Genomic DNA, 17582 nt, shown 5'->3' on the forward strand with positions numbered 1-17582 from the left:
GATGATTATTTATTATCACAGTATTATACGGCGGTGAACAGATGGAAACGGTTAGCGGCAATCTTGCCTCGGCGCTCAGGATCGAGCCGGGCATTACCGCGATTATCGGCAGTGGCGGCAAGTCGACGTTGCTGAAGACGCTGGGGCTCGAGCTCATGCGCGCTGGCGGCCGCGTGCTCCTCTGTACCACCACGCACATGTTTCCCGTCGCCGGCGTGCCATGGGACGGGTCGAGCCGTCGTCTGGACGCCGCGCCTTGGAAGCCGGGCGCCGCACATGTCCCCGGTTGCACTTGCGAGGCCTGCGCGGGCCTTGCGCGCGGAAGCATCTGCCAGGCAGGCGTCTTGAACCCCCAGACGGGCAAGCTCTCCGCCCCCGCCGAGCCGCTCGGCGAGCTGGCACAGTGCTTTGACTACGTCCTGGCCGAGGCGGACGGCAGCAAGCGGCTCCCGCTCAAGGCCCACGCCGCCTGGGAGCCGGTCGTTCCCGCCGGCACGGCAAACGTTGTCTGGGTCGTCGGCGCCTCGGGGCTGGGCAAGCCCGTCGCCGAGGTTGTCCACCGCCCCGAGGTCTTCTGCGAGCGCTGCGGCTGCGAGCCCACCGACACCGCCACCCCAGAGCGCGTCGCTATGGCGCTCAATGCCGAGCTGCAGATGCTGAACCTCAGCAATGCCCGCATTATGCTCAACCAAGTCGACACGCTTGCCGATCCAACGATGGCAGATTGCTTCGAGGCAGCCCTCGGCCGCCCCCTCATCGCCACCAGCCTCCAGGGGTAGCAAATTTGGGACGGGGCTCTTTTTGCTACCCCGTCCCAAAAAATCATCTCCCAAATTAGCTACCCCGGCGGTCTTCCCGTTAGCGGGGCACGTAGCGGCCGGGTTGGGCTCCGGTGGGCTCGCCGTCGCGCGCAGCCAGCACGCCGTTCACAAACACTGCCTTGGCGCGGCCGTGCGCCTCAAAGCCCTCGAGCGGCGTATAGTCCACAGCCTGATGCTGCGTCGCCGCGCGAATGGTCCAGCGCGCCTTGGGATCCCACACGCACACGTCGGCATCGGAGCCCTCGGCAAGACAGCCCTTGCGCGGATACATGCCAAAGACGCGCGCCGGGTTCTCGCTCATCAAGCGGCACAGATCCTCGGGGCCCAGCTGTCCCTCAAAACTCGTAGCGATCGCGACGGGGCGATGCTCCACACCGGGCCCGCCGTTGGGAATCGCGCGGAAGTCATCGCGCCCGCGGTCCTTTTGCCCGTGCAGGTTAAAGCTGCAGTGGTCGGTCGCAATCGTATCGATCTCGCCGGCCACAAGCGCCTCGCGCAGTGCCGCACGGTCACCCGCATGGCGCAGCGGCGGGCTCATCACATACTTGGCGCCCGCAAAGCCGTCCTCGCCCTGCTCCAGATAGCAGGTATCGTCGAGCATCAGATACTGAGGGCAGGTCTCGACATAGATGTTCTTCTGCCCGCGCGCCTTGGCAGCGCGAATGGCCTCGAGCCCCAGCTTGGTCGAAAGGTGCACCACGTTGACCGGAGCATCCCCGGCCAAGTGCGCCAGATATAGCAGACGGCTCACTGCCTCGGCCTCGCACACATCCGGACGGCTGAGCGCATGGCCCTCGGGCCCGTGGATACCCTGCTCAAACACGCGCTTCTGCAGTTCATTCACCAACGTGCCGTTCTCGCAATGCACGCACAGGATACCGCCAATACGCTTGAGCTCCTCCAGCACCTCGAGCGTCTCGGCATCGTCCAGGCGCAGATGGTCGTAGGCAAAGTAGGTCTTAAACGACGATACGCCTGCCTCGCGCATGGCCGAAAGATCGGCGCGATTGCGCTCGTTCCACTCGGCGAGTGCCATATGAAAAGCGTAGTTGGCCGTGCAGGTTCCGTCGGCGCGGCGATGCCACTCGGCCAGGGCATCGGGCATGGTCACGCCGCGATCGGCCGTCGCGTAGTCCACAATGGTCGTCGTGCCGCCGCAGGCAGCCGCGCGCGTACCGGTCTCAAAGCTATCGGCCGTCCAGTCCATGCCGGTCCAGCACTGCATGTGCGTGTGGCCATCGATAAAGCCGGGAAACACCCAGCAGCCCGCGGCATCCTCGACAGTATCGTCGGCGCCCGGCTCAATCGCCGCGGCGATCCGCACGATCTTATCGCCATCCATGGCAAGATCGGCGCGGCGAAGCCCCTGGGGCGTCACGAGCGCACCGTTTTTGATGATGATCATAATTGCTCCTTATTGGTTGATGCAGTTGGCCACGCGATCAAAATACGAGCAGGCGGCGATATGCTCCGTTATGCGTCGCTGTCCCTTGGCGGTATCGACGTCCCACAGTTCGTAAGCACGTGCCTCGACCAGCACCACGTCGGTACGGTCCTTAAGGATCGAACCGCCGCCGTCCTTGCCCTCAAGACACATAAGTGCATCGAACAATTCCGCCGGAAAGAGCACCGGGCTCGAAAGCTCGCCGTTGCACGTAAGACGCACCGGATGATTGCGGCCACGCTCGTCAAACGCACGAACCATACCCTCAAAAGAATCCGAACTCACGAGCGGCTGGTCGCCCGGCAAAAAGAGGCAGCCTTTCCAGTTGCGATCGACCCCCCACGAAAGGCCCGCACGGACGCTTTCGCTCCTAAGCTTGCCATCGTGCAGCACATACGGGCAATGCTTGTCCTCGCAAATCTGAGCGACCTCGGGCCAACGCGTCGAAACCACGACGTCAAAGCCCCGGGGAACCGAATCGATAGTCCGGGCAATCAGCGGCTCGCCATAGATATCGGCAAGCATCTTGTTGGAGCCAAACCGCTTACCCTCGCCCGAAGCCATAATGACGCAACCAAGTTTCATGGCGATACCTCCCCTGAAACCATCGTACCCATAACTCGCGCCGCGGGGCATCTGCATCGAAAGCGCTTATCCCGCACGCCCACGATGCAAAAAGGGGGCACCCCGCCGGTTGGCAGAGTGCCCCCTTTACATGGCTTACCTCAGCCCGGCTTTAGGCCTGGAACCAACGGGCGGTGTTGCGCTCGTCGAGGGCCTTGAGGGTAGCGGCGGGATCGGCAACCTTCTGCAGGAACATCATGGCTGCGATGGCGTACGGCTTGTAGCTGGCCTCCTTGTACATGCCCACGCGGTGCATGTCGAAGACGTCGGCATTGACCTCGCCGTGCTCGCAGGAGACACCGGAGATGTCGGCGGGCAGCGGGTGCATAAAGATGGTGTCCTGGCCGTTGGCGGTCTTCTCCATGAGCTCGGTCGTGGAGCACCAATCCTGATGGGTGGCGTTCTGAGCGAGCAGCTCCTTCTCGAGCGCAGCGATGCCGGCGTCGTCGCCCTCGGCGTACAGGTTGGTGCGCTTCTCCATGGCGGCAAACGGAGCCCAGCTCTTGGGGATCACGATGTCGGCGCCCTCGAAGGCCTCGGCCATGGTGTTGACCTGCTTAAAGGTGGTGCCGGACTCGGCGGCGTAGCCCTTAGCGCGCTCGACGACCTCGGGCATGAGGTCGTAGCCCTCGGGGTGAGCCAGAGTGACGTCCATGCCAAAACGGGGCAGCAGGCTGATCAGCGACTGCGGGCAGGACAGCGGCTTGCCGTAAGAGGGCGAGTAGGCCCAGGTAACGGCAACCTTCTTGCCCTTGAGGTTCTCGAGGCCGCCAAACTCGTTGATGAGGTAAAGCATGTCGGCAGAGGACTGCGTGGGGTGGTCGGAATCGGACTGCAGAGAGATGAGCGTGGGACGGTGATCCAGAACGCCGTCCTCGTAGGCCTGCTGGACAGACTCGGAGACCTCGGCCATGTAGGCGTCGCCCTTGCCGATGTACATGTCGTCGCGGATGCCGATGACGTCGGCCATGAAGGAGATCATGGTAGCGGTCTCGCGGACGGTCTCGCCGTGAGCGATCTGGGACTTCTTCTCGTCCAGGTCCTGCAGCTCAAGGCCGAGCAGGTTAGCGGCCTTGGAGAAGGAGAAGCGCGTACGGGTGGAGTTGTCGCGGAACAGGGAGACGGCCAGACCCGAATCGAAGATCTTGGACGAAACGTTGTTCTCGCGCAGCTCGCGCAGGGCGTCAGCGACGATGTAGAGCGCCTTGAGCTCATCGGTGGTCTTATCCCAGGTGTGCAGGAAGTCGCTGCCGTACATGCCCTTAAAATCGAGGCCGTTCAGCTGCTCGACGAGCTCGGTAAACTTGGCATCCATGTAAATATCCTTTCCAAAGATGAAACGATTGCAATGAGTAGATGTGCTCCGGCATGCGCGTGTGGCTAGAACATGCAGAGCGCTATGACGAGGACCCGCTACCGTTGAGGAAGCATGGGAGATAACGACCGCGGGCCCCAAGTCAACAGGGGGTGCCGGGGACACGAGCGGCCCCCGGCTCAACAAGATCAAGGAATGGGACTAGTCGATCTTGTTGTTGGTCAGACCGGCGCGGAACACGGTGGCGTCGCCATCGGCCTGGCTCGGATCGTAGAGGTTCAGGGCAGCCACATACATGGCGGCAGCGGTGACCAGGTCGTCCTTGTAGGTGACCTCGTTGGGAGCGTGAGCCTGAGACTCGGCACCCGGGCCAAAGCCGACGCAGGGGATGCCATAGCGACCCTGGATGGAAACGCAGTTCGTGGAGAAGGTCCACTTGTCGCACAGCGGACGACCGGTGCGCTTGTCCATGCTGGGCTCGCAGCCGATGCGCTCGTCACCGAACATGGCCTTGTGGGCGTCGACGAGGGCCTTGACGTGCGGAGCGGTCTCCTTGTTGATCCACGTGGGGAAGTAAGCCTCGGTCTCGTAGACCTCGCCGGTCCAGGACGGACGGTCGTACATGTACATGGAGACCTTCACGTCGTCGCCGTACTTCTTGGCGGCCGGCAGGTTGCGGATCTCGTCCAGGCAGGACTCCCAGGTCTCGCCGGCGGTCATGCGACGGTCGATGGAGATGGCACAGGAGTCGGCCACGGCGCAACGGCTGGGGCTGGTGTAGAAGATCTGGCTGACGGTGCAGGTGCCGCGGCCCAGGAAGCGAGCGTCCTCAAAGTGCTCGGGGTTGTACTTGGGGTCGAGCATCTTGACGAGGCCCTTGATGTCGGTCGACTCGTCGCAGCCGTTGTTGTTGAGGGCGCGGACGTCGGCGATGATGTCGGCCATCTTGTAGATGGCGTTATCGCCGCGGTCGGGAGCGGAACCGTGGCAGGAGGTGCCGTGAACATCGACGCGGATCTCCATGCGGCCGCGGTGACCGCGATAGATGCCGCCGTCGGTGGGCTCAGTGGAAATGACGAACTCGGGCTTAATGCCGTCCTTGTTGTAGATGTACTGCCAGCACATGCCGTCGCAGTCCTCTTCCTGGACGGTGCCGACGACCATGATCTTGTAGCCCTCGGGGATGAGGCCCATGTCCTTCATCATCTTGGCAGCGTAGGTAGCGGAAGCCATGCCGCCCTCCTGGTCAGAACCGCCGCGGCCGTAGATGATCTCGTCGGTCTCGTAGCCCTCATAGGGATCGGCATCCCAGTTCTCGATGTTGCCGATGCCGACGGTGTCGATGTGAGAGTCGATAGCGATGATCTTGTCGCCCTCGCCCATAAAGCCCATAACGTTGCCCAGGCCGTCGACCTTGACCTCGTCATAGCCAAGGCTCTCCATCTCGGCCTTGATGCAGGCAACAACCTCACCCTCCTCGCAAGACTCAGAGGGGTGAGAGATCATAGCGCGCAGGAAGCGAGTCATATCAGCACGATGAGACTCCGCAGCAGCCTTAATGGCATCAAAATCGAGTTCTTTAGTCATAACAGTCAACCTTTCTACAAGGGTTTACCTACAGGTAGATATTTCAGATAGATCATTTGTGCCAAGTAGCGTGAGGTCGAGTACCCGGCAAGCAAGTAACCTTAGGAGGCGGACGGAGGACTTTACTCCGTCGCGAGTTCCGCACGAGCCGGAGAGCACTTAATGTGCTCTCCGTGCGAGCAGGACTGTCCGAGCAGGGAGTAAAGTCCTCCGGCTGCCTCCGGACAGGTCAGTCTGCTAGCAGGTCGGATACTCGCCCTCCCAGACGATGCGACGGTACTGATCCGGATCGGTGTCGCCCTCGGTGGAGAAGCAGAGCACGGAGCTCGTCTTGTCCAGGCCGATGAGCTCCTTGAGCTCGGCGTACTCGGGATCGAGCATGAGGGTCTCGACCAGGCCGGTGGTCACAGCGCCGGACTCGCCGGAGATGACGCGCGGGTCGCCCTTCTCGGGAGCGCCCAGGGTGCGCATGCCGCGAGCGGTGACCCAGTCGGGGCAGGACACGAAGGCGGTGGTGTGGTTGCGCAGGATATCCCAGCCAAGGATGTTGGGCTCGCCGCAGCACAGGCCGGCCATGATGGAGGGCATGTCACCGTCCACGATGCGCGGATCTCCGTCGCCGGCGGCAGCGCCCTTGTACAGGCAGGCGGCAGGCGCGCACTCAACCACGACAAAGGTGGGCGGGTTATCGGGATACAGGTTGGTAAAGTAGCCCACCACGGCGCCGGCGAGCGAACCCACGCCAGCCTGGACAAACACGTGCGTCGGGCGGTTGATGGCCATCTCGCGCAGCTGCTCAGCAGCCTCGGAAGCCATGGTGCCGTAGCCCTCCATGATCCAAGACGGGATTTTCTCGTAGCCCTCCCAGGCGGTGTCCTGAACGATGACGCCGCGCTCGCAGGCGTCAGCCTCGGCGGCGGCCATGCGCACGCACTCGTCGTAGTTGACCTCTTCGATGGTCACCGTGGCGCCCTCGGCGGCGATGTTATCAAAGCGGGGCTTGGTGGAACCCTTGGGCATGTGCACGACGGCCTTCTGGCCCAGCTTGTTGGCAGCCCACGCCACGCCGCGGCCATGGTTGCCGTCGGTGGCGGTAAAGAAGGTGGCCTGGCCAAAGTCCTCGGCCAGCTGATCGGAGGTCAGGTAATCGAAGGTGCAGTCGGCAACGTCCTTGCCGGTCTCGTCGGCAATGTAGTTGGCCATGGCAAACGAACCGCCCAGGACCTTAAAGGCGTTGAGGCCAAAGCGATAGCTCTCGTCCTTAACGCACAGGTTGGAAAGGCCCAGGCGCGCAGCCTGACCATCCAGGCGGGCAAGCGGAGTGACGGTATATTGGGGGAACGACTGGTGGAAGGCGCGGGCCTTCTTCACGTGGTCGAGGCTCATGATTCCCAAGTGCTTGTCATCGCTCTTGGGCATCGTGTTGCCCGCCCACTGGATCTTATCGGCCATACGGTGAACTCCTTAAGTCCTCTCTTGCCGGCCCCCGCATACGCGTTTCAGCCCGATCCCATTCACACGGCTGAACTTTTATGTGGATGCCAAACAAAAAGTTTGTTAGCAATGTTCTATCACACTTTTTGATTGGCATACCTAACGAATTGTTTGTTGCCGTAATCGGTACTTTTTCGCCGCCGAACGGTCACCAATTAGCCTGTCTGTGTATTTGTTTGCGAACAGGTGTGGTTTATGGCAAAGTGTGCCCAAACTAATTTTTAGGAAGGCACCCATGACCCCCGCACAGATTGAGTTTTACAAGCGCCTCGCACACGGTCTGGCGCTCCAATTTGGTCCCAACTGCGAAGTCGTCGTCCACGATCTGGAGACCGAGGACGTGGACCACTCCATCGTAGTGATCGAAAACGGCCACGTCAGCGGGCGCAAACTGGGTGACGGCCCCAGCCATATCGTGTTTGAGTCCATGCACGAGGGCACCACCGACGTACACGACCGCGAGCCGTACCTCACTAAAACCACCGATGGCAAGCTGCTCAAGTCCTCGACCATCTTTATCCGCAACGACGAAGGCAAGCCCGTCGGCATTTTGGGCATCAACTTTGACATTACGCTTATGAAGGCTTTTGAGCGTTCGCTCGACGCCTTTACCGGCACCGGCGGCACGGGCTACACCGAGCCCGAGCCCATTACCAAGAACATCGGCGACTTGCTCGAGGACCTGCTGCACGAGTGCGAGCAGTTTGTGGGCAAGCCCGCGGCGCTCATGACCAAAGATGAGCGCATTCGCGCCATTGGCTACCTCGACCGTCGCGGCGCCTTCCTCATTTCCAAGTCGAGCGAGCGCGCCTGCGAGTTCTTTGGCATCTCCAAATACAGCTTCTATAGCTACCTCAATGAGGCCAAGGCGGCGGCCGGCGACAAGTAGGCACTCGCCTGGATTGCCCTCCCCTTTTGGGCGCGAGTTCTGGAAAGCACGAATCCAAGACCGAGCCGCTTGGGAAGTTCCATATAATCGATGTCATTAGTATTTCGAAAGGATGGAACAGAATGGCGTTGAGCAAGGCATCATGCACCGGTCGCGGATTGATTCCGGCAATTGGTGGACATGTGCACCGCATGTTCGATGAGGGTGAAGACGACCTGTTTTCGCTGAGCCTTGACGACGTGATGGATGATCGCCCGTGGACCGCCGACGAACTCATGGGCGGCGGGGCTCGCCCGTCAAGCCCCAATCCCGCACTTGCGTCTAAGCCCGCATCTGCGCCGACTCCTGCGCAGCCGCCTGTTTCGACGCCCGCGTCTACGCCCGCACCCATTTCGGCGCCCACACCCGCTCCCCGCCCCGCAAGCGACCCGTCCGAGACGGCGGCATTTCTCGCTGCGGCGACGCGGAGCAAATCGGCCGACAGCACCGTTATGTACAGCGCCCAGCAGTTGCCCGTTCCTGCGGCACGCAAGTCTCCGGTCACAAGGCTCGATGAGCCCGTTGCCCATCAGGTTGCCTACGATTCCTGGGCTGCAGCCGATCTGGATGAGACCTCTACCGGTATGCCGGCGCTCGACGTTCCAGTTAACCCGCTTTTTGCCGCCAACACGAGCGCCGCGGACTATGAGGGCGGTGCGGCATATTCCGATTATTCCGATGGCTATGCTGGCACCGATCGCATCGAGACCGAGGATTATGGCAACGCATCGAGCGATTATCTCAACGACCCGTACGCTGCCACGCCTGCACCGGAATATGACCCGGAGGCCGCGTCCGCGCCGGCGTATACCAAAAGCACGGGCGAAGAGCGCTTCGCCGATTATTACGCCGAGGAAAAGGCGCTGCGTTTCTCGGAATTTCCGCAGGCAGTCAAGGTTGCCTTTATCGCCATTGTCATTGCCCTGCTCGGCGTCATTGCGTTTGAGGGATTCCGGCTGTTCTCCGGCCCCACCCAAGCGGAGTCGGAGACCCAGCAAAAAGAGGACGATAACGAGTATCTGGACATCAACACCCTCAAGGGCGACCCCAACGACGGAGACGATGAGTAGCGAGAGCTGAAGGCGGCCGCAGGATCCCGCATCCAGCACCGGCTTCTAAGTGCTGTTTTGTCATCCAGCTACACTTTTCCGAAGTTTTAAGGTGCCTATTTCGACACTTTTCCGTACTTTTACACGGCTGATTTCGACACTTTTCCGGATGAAAGCCGAATAATCACTTGGGAAACCAACGCCGTTCACGCGTCATTTCGCAGGCGGCGCTTGATTTCTGTCCGTACACGTTGATAGACTTCCTCTTGCCCGCAAGGAGCGGGCGCATTTTATCCAGAGTCGGGGTAGAGAGTTGGCTCCACGATCCCGACGCCAACCGGCCAAGAGGCACGGTGGCCCTGCCAACATCGATGAAAGGAGTCCGTATGGACAATTTCTCCGTGCGCAGCGAGCGTAACTTCCACAACCTGATCGTCAAACCGAATCACATGCATCTTCTGGATAAGCCAAATGGCTACGCCTCGGCCATGATCAAGAGCAGCCTCTCCCACCAGATGCGCTTTACGGTGCAGGTGCTCTAGGAAGAACTCTGCGCCGCCGGCAGCCCGCACGTGCTGCAGATCAAGCTGCTTGGAGACGACTCTCGCGAGCCGTCTAGCTGGAAGCTCTTTGCTGACGGCATATGCGTTGCGGACGGATCCGGCGCCTTTGCCCGAGAGTGCTTCTGCGAGGGAGCCGAGGCATTCCTGGACCTGTGCCGCGACGCCGTACGCACGGCCGAGCTGTACTAGTGGAGCCAGAGGGAGTATGAGCTGTTGAGTGCGGCCCGCGGGATTGCGGGGGCGTAGGCAGACAGGCCAGACAGCTCGTCATACTGGTTGACGCTTCGATTCAAACAGCAGGGCGGGCTCGCGCTTACAGCCCCGCCATGCCAAACCGAATGGCGTTCTCAAAAGGCCTACCCCCTCCGCCTTCAGCTTTAGCAGCAGGTCGCCCAGCTCGGAGCACTTGCTGGAAAGGCGCGTCTGAGCTCGCTCGCCCATCCCCCACCGTTGACGGACCTCCTGGGCGCGCGGGCTCACGCGGTAGTCCCCGTCCATCATCTGCTTGAGCAGCTTGGCGGTCACGCGCGCATCGGCTAGGGCGCTGTGGGCGTGACCCGTCGACTCGTCGAACTCGATGCCAAACCACGTCGCTGCGTCACTCAAAGAGACGCACCCGTGGCTGCTCATGTCCATGATCGAGGTGTAAAACGCCTGCAGGTCGGCCCAGTCCGTAGGAAATGCGGAAAGATCGACGTGCTTTGCTTGGCACTCGATCAAAAGCTGTCGACGATCCGCCCCGCTCCAACAGATCACCTGGGCGGAGTAGCGCCCGATCCAATCGCTGAGCCTTTTGATCACCATGTAGAGCGGATCGGCCATCGCGGTGCCCACGGCCGATATCCCTGTGAGCTCGCGAACGGGGAACGCAACGCCTTCGGTAAATTCCGTCTGTACAAACTGCGAGAACTCGCCCATAACGTTGCCGTGGTAATCGAGCTTGACGGCGCCGGCCTCGATAATCTCATTGCACAGTCCACGGCGCTGACGCTGCTTTGGCACCGGCGCAAACTCAAAGTCCAGCACGATCTGGCGCGCAAAGTTCGTCGTATCGATAGCCGAGACACCCGGCATCTTTTCAGCTGACACGGTTAGGGCCTCTCTCCGTTGCTTGCCGCTCGTTTCTCGAACGGTCATATCACAGCAAGTGTAGCTGCCCGTGCGGACACAAAATTGCGCGGCGGCGCCGTTGCGGGTCCTGGAACGCATGTTCCATTTGAGGCTCTGCAGCGCATCCCATTCTGAGCGCCAATTCCGGGACGCAGTTTCCGCTCCAAGCAAAAGGCCCCGGCTCGCGATGGAGCTGGGGCCAAAAGCGCAGCATATGCAGTTGATGCTCAGCGCGAACAGCCCATCAGCAATGGCCGACCGCGCCCTACCCTACCCGCGGTTACGAACGCGGCTGTACGGCGTATCCACCATGGGCAGATTTGGACGCAGCTTGCCGTCAAATGCGCGATAGGCGTTCTGTACGGCGGGCGCCGTGGGGATCGTTGCGATCTCGCCGATGCCCTTGCCGCCATATGCCACGGGCAGCAGCTCGTCCTTCTCCACGTAGATGGCGTGGATATCCGGAATCTCGGGCGCACGGAACAGTCCGAGCGTGCCGTACCTTGCCTGGGGCACGCAGTCCTTGAGCGGCCAATCCTCGGTAAGCGCATAGCCCATACCCATGAGCACGCCGCCTTCGATCTGACCCTGGATGGAGATGGGATTGACCACCTTGCCGGAATCGTGCGCGGCATAGACCTCGCTCACGCGGCCGTCATCGTCCAAAATGACCACATGCGTGGCAAAGCCGTAGCAGATGTGGCTCTTGGGGTTGGGAACGTCGGCGCCCAGCTTGTCGGTCGGCTCCAGGTACACGTAGCCAAACTCGCATCCCTCGAGCACCTTGATGGTTGCCGCGGGATTCTGAGGATGCATACCCTGGCCGGCGACGAGCTCCTGCGTTCGCAGCTGATAGGCGTGGCCGTCGTCGTACTCGATCTTCACGCCGTCGCCATGCGCACTCACGGGAGCGGTGGGCGCAGGCTTGCCGGCCTCGATGTCAAGCATGGCATCGCGCAGCAGGAAAGCGGCGCCGCGCACAGCCTCGCCGGTCACGACCGTCTGACGCGAGCCAGACGTGGTGCCGGAGTCGGGAGCGTTCTCGGTAGAGCACTCGCCGTTGGCGATGCAGCTCAGCGGCAGACCGCATGCCTCGGCAACGTCCTGCAAAAAGACGGTGTTGCAGCCCTGGCCGATGTCGGACGTGGCGGCATAGACCACGGCCACGCCATCCTCGACGCGAATCTTGCAGCGGCCGGCATCGGGCAGGCCCACGCCCACGCCGGCGTTCTTCATGGCGCAGGCGATACCGGCGTGTCCGGGATGCGCATAGTAGGCATCCTTGACCTCGAGCAGCGTCTCCTTAAGCGCCGTGGAGCAATCGGCAATCTGGCCGTTGGGCAAAACCTCGCCCGGCTCGATGGCGTTTCTGTAACGAATCTCCCACGGGTCCAGGCCGACCTTCTCTGCCAGCAAGTCGATCAAGCTCTCGAGCGCAAACTCGGACTGGCAAACGCCAAAGCCGCGGTACGCGCCGGCGGGCGGGTTGCTGGTGTAGTAGCCAAAGCCGCGAATGTCGGTGTTCTGGTACTTGTAGGGGCCCACGGCATGCGTGCAGGCGCGCTCGAGCACCGGGCCGCACAGCGACGCGTAGGCGCCGGTGTCAAAGTTGATCTCGCAGTCCAGGCCGGTAAAGTTGCCCTCGGCGTCGCAGCCCAGCGTAAAGGTGCCGTCCATGGCGTGGCGCTTGGGATGGAAAGCGAGCGACTCGGCACGTGTGAGCTTGCACTTCACAGGACGCTGGAACTTATAGGCGGCGAGCGCGGCCAAGTGCTGGATGGACACGTCCTCCTTGCCGCCAAAGCCGCCACCCACGAGCATGGTCTCGACGACCACGCGCTCGGGCTCGTTGTCCCAGCCAAACATGTGGGCGCACTCTTTGCGTGTGTCGTAGGCACCCTGGTCGGTCGACTGCACCTTGACGCCGTTCTTGTACGGGAAGGCAACGGCGCACTCGGGCTCCAAGAAGGCATGCTCGGTAAAGGGCGTGGTAAAGCGCTGCGTCACGGTGAACGCGCTCTCTGCCAGCGCCTTGGCGGCGTCGCCGCGCGTCACATGGCGGCTCTGGCACACGTTGTCCTTGAGCTCCACCGTGTTGCCAAAGGCAAAGAAGCTGTCGTGCAGACGCGGGGCGTCGGCAGCCCTGGCCTCGACAATGTTGCGCACGGGCTTCAGCGGCTCGTAATCGATCTTTACGAGCTTCTTGGCCTTCTCGAGCGTCGCCTCGTCCTCGGCAACCACCAGCACAATGGCATCGCCCACGCAGCGGGTGATATCGCCCTGGGCGATCATGACGTCCCAATCCTGGATAAGGTGGCCGACCTGGTTGACCGGCACATCCTCGGCGCGCAGGATGCCCACCACACCGGGCAGGGCCTCGGCCTTGGAGGTGTCGATGGAAAGCACACGGGCGCGCGGATACTTGGAGCGCACGGCGCTGGCATAGGTCAGGCCCGGCTGATCGAGCTCGTCGATGTCATCGGGGTACTTGCCCTCGCCGAGCACCTTCTTGCGCACGTCGATACGGAAGGCGCGCTTGCCCACGCCGTAGTCGTCGCCGCGCTCCAGGTCCTCGTCGATCTGCTTTTCGCCGCGGAGCACCGCAGCGGCCAGCGAAATGCCCTCAATAATCTTCTTGTAGCCGGTGCAGCGGCAGACGTTGCCGCGGATGGCGTACTTGATCTGCTCCTCGGTGGGCTCGGGGTCCTCGGCGATCAGCGCCGCGCCTGCCATGACCATACCGGGGATGCAAAAACCGCACTGCACGGCGCCCACGGCGCCAAAGGCGTACACAAAGGCCTCGCGCACGTCCTCGGGCAGGCCCTCGACGGTCACGATGTTGCGGCCGGCGGCAAGGGCGGTGGTCAGCACGCAGGCCTTGACGGCCGCACCGTCCACATGAATGGTGCAGGTGCCGCAAGCACCCTCGGAGCAGCCGTCCTTGGCGGAATGGATGTGCAGGTCGTCGCGCAGGTAGCGCAGCAGCGGTTTGTTTTGGGTCGTCGTGTGCTCGACGCCGTTAACGGTAAAAGTGAATTCCTGTGCCATGGTGATTCCCTTCTACACGCCGGCGGCGATGCCGGTGCGGTCGTGGATGGCGCCATGCGGGCAAACGACGGCGCACATGCCGCACGACAGGCAGTCCGCACCGTCGATGTGGGCACAGTTGTCCTCGATGCGGATAGCGCCGGCAGGGCATTTTTTGGCGCACATGCCGCAACCGATGCAGCTCGTGTCGCAAATCTTGCGGGCGATGGCGCCCTTATCGGTGTTGTTGCAGCGCACCAGGATGTTCTGGTAGCCGGGAACAAAGGCAATCACGCGCTGCGGGCACGCCATGCCGCACAGGCCACAGCCCGTGCACTTGGAGCGGTCCACGCGGGCGATGCCATCAATCAGTGCAATGGCGCCGTGGGGACAGGCCGTGACACAGGCGCCACAGCCAATGCAGCCTTCGCTGCAGCGGGCGTCGCCGCCTGCGGAGGCGCAACCGCTTCCGCAGGCAACGTAGGCCACGTTATGTTGAATGGATTTGGCCATAAGAGACTCGCCTATTTCTTAAGGAGATACGGATAGCTGTCGCGCACGGCCTTGATGGTCAGGCGGACGGCCTCGGGCAGACCGGTGTTGACGGCATCGACCGAGACGGTGCGGACCGTGCCGGCGACGCGAACCTTAAAGTGGTCCTCGTCCACGGCCAGGAAGCCCTCGTTCTCGGAGTTCTCCATGTCCTGATCGCTCCAGAACAGGGTGAGCTTGTCCTTGTAGGGACGACCCTCCTGGTAGGGGCAGAACACGGCGCAGTTGCCGCACTCGTTGCACATGCCGTCGACATGGACGACCTGATGCTTGGCCAGGCCCGGCACCTTAATTGCCACGTTGGCGCGGTTGGGGCACACATCGCAGCAGACCTCGCACACCGAGCCGCAGCCCAGGCAGCGGGTCTTGGTGCAGTTGCGCTTGTCGCGGCACAGCGATCCCTTGCGCTCGTAGCAGGTATCCTCGCGACCGGCCTGCTCGTTGCAGTCGGCGTACTTGTTAAAGTCCACGCCGGCGATGGCACGGGCGACCTCGGCGGCGTCGGCAATAGCCTCGACCACGGTGGCAGGACCGCGGCGGCAGTCGCCCGCAGCCCAGACGCCCTCGACGCCGGTGGAGGTGGCGGCAAGGCGACCGCGACGGTCGTGCTCGACGCCCGCGGCATCGTACAGGCTGGCATCGATGCCCTCGCCCACGGCGCAGATCACCGTGGTGGCGGAAAGCTCGACGGTCTCGCCCGTGGCGACGGGGCTGCGACGGCCGCTTGCATCCGGCTCGCCAAGCTCCATAACGTCGCAGGTCAGCACGGCGCCGTTGAGTGCCTTGGGCGCCAGCAGCTCGCAGAACTCAACGCCGTCGGCAAGAGCAAGATCGAGCTCTTCCTCGTCGGCGGGCATCTGCTTCTTGGTGCGGCGATACACCAGACGCACGTTCTTCACGCCTGCCAGGCGCTTGGCCACGCGGGCGGCGTCCATGGCGGTGTTGCCGGCGCCAATGACCACGACGTCCTCGCCCAGCTCGAGTTTCTCGCCCTTCTTGGCGGCCTCGAGGAACTCCAGCACATCGAGCTCGGCACCCTCGCCTAGGCCCGCAGAGCCGGGCATCCAGGCACCGGTGGCCACGACCACGTCAGTAAAGCCCTGGGCCTTGAGCTCGTCAATGGACTCCACGCGGGCGTTGAGCTGAACCTTGGCACCAAAGGCCAGGCAAAGCTCGGCGTCGTGGGAGATATCGTCGCTGGCAATACGGAACTCGGGGATCACGTGACGGACCACGCCGCCGAGCGAATCGCGGGCCTCAAAGATGGTGACGGACACGCCGGCACGCGTCAGGAAGAACGCCGTCGCCAAGCCGGCCGGGCCGCCGCCGATAACGGCAACGTTGCGCACGCCGTCGTTGGCGATGGCCTGGGCGCGCAGCTTGGGCAGCACGGTGGTCATGGCCTCGCGGGCGGCCTTGAGCTTGCTGGCGCGGATCTGGGCGCCCTCGGGCTCGTAGAATGCACGCTCGCAGGCACGGCCGCAGGGATGCGGGCAGATGGTGCCGGTAATGAACGGCAGGGCGTTGCGCTCGATGATGATGTTGAGTGCGTCCTCGTAGCGGCCCTCGTCAACAGCCGCCAGATAGGCGGGAATATCCTGCTGGATGGGGCAGCTCGTGCGGCACGGCGTGGTAAAGCAGTCGGAAAGCGGGCTCTTGCCGGCGACCTTGCGGTCGGGCAGCGGGCGCAGCGGCTTCTTGTAGAGCGGGTTGGTGAGCGAGTCGGTCTGGATCGCGGTCACGGCCTCGAGCGAGACGCCCGCGAACGGCTTGCCGTCCAGATCGCTAAACTCGCCGGCCATCTGGCTAAAGCGCTCGTAGCCACCGGGCTTGAGCACGTCGGTCGCCAGAGTAACGGGCCAAATGCCGGCATCATACAGGGCGCGGATGTTGTAGACCGTGGCACCGCCGGAGTAGCTGATGCGCAGCTTGCCATCGAACTGCTCGGTAATGCGACGGGCGGCCTCGATGGTCAGCGAGAACAGCGAACGGCCCGACATGTACATCTCGGTGGAGGGCAGCTCGTTCCTCGTCACGTCGACGGGGAACGTGTTGGTCAGCTTGACGCCAAACTCCAGGCCGCGCTCGGCGCACAGGGCAATCAGGCGCTCGAACATGGGCACGGCGTCGGCCCACTGCAGGTCCTCGCGGAAGTGTGTATCGTCGAAGACGATGTAGTCAAAGCCCAGCTCGTTCAGGCGCTGGCGGGCAAACTCATAGCCCAGCAGCGTGGGGTTGCACTTGATGTAGGTGTTGAGGCCCTTCTCGGTGATCAGATAGGTCGCGATGCGCTCGATCTCCGCCGGCGGGCAGCCATGCAGCGTGGACTCGGTGATGGAGTTGGAGACGCGCGCCGGGATGGACTCGACAAACGCGGCGTCGACATGCTCAAACTTGTCCAGGTTGGCGAGCGCCCATGCGCGGCACTCATTCCAGACGTCAGAGCCGCTGGCGTCCTTCATACCCTCGATGTAGGCGTCGACCTTGGGGCTCTTAATACCCTCGAGGTCATAACCCACGGACATGTTGAAGACAAAGCCGTCCGGGCTGCCCAGGCCGTACTCGCGAGCGATCAGGTGGCAGGCGAACCATGCCTTCACGTACTCGGCAAAGGCCTGCGGAACCTCGAGCTCGGTCGACCACTCGCAGTTGTAGCACTCGTCCTGTGCCACGATGCAGGGCTTGTTCACACACTTGGAGAGCTCCTCGCCGTCCATAACCTGAACGGTCTTGAGCTCGAAGAAGCGGGAGCCTGCCACGTAGGATGCCACGATGTTCTGGGCCAGCTGCGTGTTGGGGCCGGCAGCCGGGCCAAACGGAGTCTCGATGCGCTCGTCAAAAATGGGAAGCGCGCCCTCCTGGTTGGTCGTGACCATCTTGCGCACGCCAAAGATGGCGTCCTGGGTCTTGTGCTCCTCGATGATCCAGTTCATCAGCTGCGAAAACGGGATCGGCCTCATGATGTCGCTCATAGTGAGCTCCTCTCTGTAACGCCCGGCGAGACCGCGCGGCGGGCGCAAATACGGCGTAGCGCTAGCACAGCGCCGGCGACCCCGCGGAGGTCGCCT

14 protein-coding genes and 1 riboswitch are annotated in these 17582 nt (G+C 62.6%); of the genes, 5 read left to right on the top strand and 9 right to left on the bottom strand.

Annotated elements, in window-relative coordinates; genetic code table 11:
• Positions 1–41 precede the first annotated feature (41 nt).
• Positions 42–779: a selenium cofactor biosynthesis protein YqeC gene (yqeC, locus tag DWV58_RS00435; protein ID WP_117775830.1), complete on the top strand. Its 738-nt coding sequence runs from the start codon at positions 42–44 to the stop codon at positions 777–779.
• A 79-nt stretch (positions 780–858) separates the two neighbouring features.
• Here yqeC and hydA read toward each other — a convergent pair whose 3' ends face one another.
• The 5 genes from hydA to dpaL form a co-directional block, all read right to left on the bottom strand.
• Entirely contained in the window at positions 859–2226 is a 1368-nt protein-coding gene (gene hydA, locus DWV58_RS00440) for a dihydropyrimidinase (protein WP_117775831.1), read from the bottom strand.
• Between the two features lie 9 nt (positions 2227–2235).
• Complete coding sequence (locus DWV58_RS00445; protein WP_158564493.1) at positions 2236–2850, bottom strand: nucleotidyltransferase family protein; 615 nt, start codon at positions 2848–2850, stop codon at positions 2236–2238.
• Positions 2851–3001: 151 nt separating this feature from the next.
• Positions 3002–4204, bottom strand: coding sequence for a knotted carbamoyltransferase YgeW (gene ygeW / locus DWV58_RS00450; protein ID WP_055252229.1), 1203 nt, complete (start codon positions 4202–4204; stop codon positions 3002–3004).
• A gap of 201 nt (positions 4205–4405) precedes the next feature.
• Positions 4406–5791: a YgeY family selenium metabolism-linked hydrolase gene (locus DWV58_RS00455; protein ID WP_099432046.1), complete on the bottom strand. Its 1386-nt coding sequence runs from the start codon at positions 5789–5791 to the stop codon at positions 4406–4408.
• 237 nt (positions 5792–6028) lie between these two features.
• On the bottom strand, positions 6029–7243 hold the full coding sequence (dpaL, locus tag DWV58_RS00460; protein WP_117583046.1) for a diaminopropionate ammonia-lyase: 1215 nt from the start codon (positions 7241–7243) through the stop codon (positions 6029–6031).
• Between the two features lie 277 nt (positions 7244–7520).
• Between dpaL and DWV58_RS00465 the strand changes: the two genes are divergently transcribed.
• The 4 genes from DWV58_RS00465 to DWV58_RS00475 all read left to right on the top strand — a co-directional run bounded on the left by DWV58_RS00465 (position 7521) and on the right by DWV58_RS00475 (position 10014).
• Complete coding sequence (locus DWV58_RS00465) at positions 7521–8174, top strand: transcriptional regulator (protein WP_022094290.1); 654 nt, start codon at positions 7521–7523, stop codon at positions 8172–8174.
• A 122-nt stretch (positions 8175–8296) separates the two neighbouring features.
• The gene (locus DWV58_RS00470) at positions 8297–9283 is read left to right on the top strand and encodes a hypothetical protein (protein ID WP_117775834.1); all 987 of its coding nucleotides are present in this window, start codon (positions 8297–8299) and stop codon (positions 9281–9283) included.
• Between the two features lie 266 nt (positions 9284–9549).
• Positions 9550–9640, top strand: a riboswitch (SAM riboswitch).
• An 8-nt stretch (positions 9641–9648) separates the two neighbouring features.
• Entirely contained in the window at positions 9649–9804 is a 156-nt protein-coding gene (locus DWV58_RS09825) for a hypothetical protein (RefSeq protein WP_158549261.1), read from the top strand.
• Positions 9805–9834: 30 nt separating this feature from the next.
• A complete protein-coding gene (locus DWV58_RS00475; protein WP_117639623.1) occupies positions 9835–10014 on the top strand; it encodes a hypothetical protein in 180 nt (59 codons plus the stop codon).
• A 78-nt stretch (positions 10015–10092) separates the two neighbouring features.
• Here the strand turns inward: DWV58_RS00475 and DWV58_RS00480 are convergent, their stop codons facing one another.
• The 4 genes from DWV58_RS00480 to ygfK form a co-directional block, all read right to left on the bottom strand.
• On the bottom strand, positions 10093–10914 hold the full coding sequence (locus DWV58_RS00480) for a 3'-5' exonuclease (protein ID WP_158564494.1): 822 nt from the start codon (positions 10912–10914) through the stop codon (positions 10093–10095).
• Between the two features lie 291 nt (positions 10915–11205).
• On the bottom strand, positions 11206–13983 hold the full coding sequence (xdh, locus tag DWV58_RS00485; protein WP_117775836.1) for a selenium-dependent xanthine dehydrogenase: 2778 nt from the start codon (positions 13981–13983) through the stop codon (positions 11206–11208).
• 12 nt (positions 13984–13995) lie between these two features.
• The gene (locus DWV58_RS00490; protein ID WP_117773418.1) at positions 13996–14475 is read right to left on the bottom strand and encodes a 4Fe-4S binding protein; all 480 of its coding nucleotides are present in this window, start codon (positions 14473–14475) and stop codon (positions 13996–13998) included.
• An 11-nt stretch (positions 14476–14486) separates the two neighbouring features.
• The gene (ygfK, locus tag DWV58_RS00495) at positions 14487–17486 is read right to left on the bottom strand and encodes a putative selenate reductase subunit YgfK (RefSeq protein WP_117775837.1); all 3000 of its coding nucleotides are present in this window, start codon (positions 17484–17486) and stop codon (positions 14487–14489) included.
• Between the last annotated feature and the right edge of the window lie 96 nt (positions 17487–17582).

This window comes from Collinsella sp. AF11-11, assembly GCF_003465485.1.
Lineage (GTDB): Bacteria > Actinomycetota > Coriobacteriia > Coriobacteriales > Coriobacteriaceae > Collinsella.

Excerpts from the sequence above, each read along its gene's own strand:
- yqeC (WP_117775830.1), top strand. The coding sequence starts at position 42 with ATGGAAACGGTTAGCGGCAATCTTGCCTCGGCGCTCAGGATCGAGCCG.
- ygeW (WP_055252229.1), bottom strand. The coding sequence starts at position 4,204 with ATGGATGCCAAGTTTACCGAGCTCGTCGAGCAGCTGAACGGCCTCGAT.
- ygfK (WP_117775837.1), bottom strand. The coding sequence starts at position 17,486 with ATGAGCGACATCATGAGGCCGATCCCGTTTTCGCAGCTGATGAACTGG.
- DWV58_RS09825 (WP_158549261.1), top strand. The coding sequence starts at position 9,649 with ATGGACAATTTCTCCGTGCGCAGCGAGCGTAACTTCCACAACCTGATC.
- hydA (WP_117775831.1), bottom strand. The coding sequence starts at position 2,226 with ATGATCATCATCAAAAACGGTGCGCTCGTGACGCCCCAGGGGCTTCGC.
- DWV58_RS00490 (WP_117773418.1), bottom strand. The coding sequence starts at position 14,475 with ATGGCCAAATCCATTCAACATAACGTGGCCTACGTTGCCTGCGGAAGC.
- dpaL (WP_117583046.1), bottom strand. The coding sequence starts at position 7,243 with ATGGCCGATAAGATCCAGTGGGCGGGCAACACGATGCCCAAGAGCGAT.
- DWV58_RS00455 (WP_099432046.1), bottom strand. The coding sequence starts at position 5,791 with ATGACTAAAGAACTCGATTTTGATGCCATTAAGGCTGCTGCGGAGTCT.
- xdh (WP_117775836.1), bottom strand. The coding sequence starts at position 13,983 with ATGGCACAGGAATTCACTTTTACCGTTAACGGCGTCGAGCACACGACG.
- DWV58_RS00465 (WP_022094290.1), top strand. The coding sequence starts at position 7,521 with ATGACCCCCGCACAGATTGAGTTTTACAAGCGCCTCGCACACGGTCTG.
- DWV58_RS00445 (WP_158564493.1), bottom strand. The coding sequence starts at position 2,850 with ATGAAACTTGGTTGCGTCATTATGGCTTCGGGCGAGGGTAAGCGGTTT.
- DWV58_RS00470 (WP_117775834.1), top strand. The coding sequence starts at position 8,297 with ATGGCGTTGAGCAAGGCATCATGCACCGGTCGCGGATTGATTCCGGCA.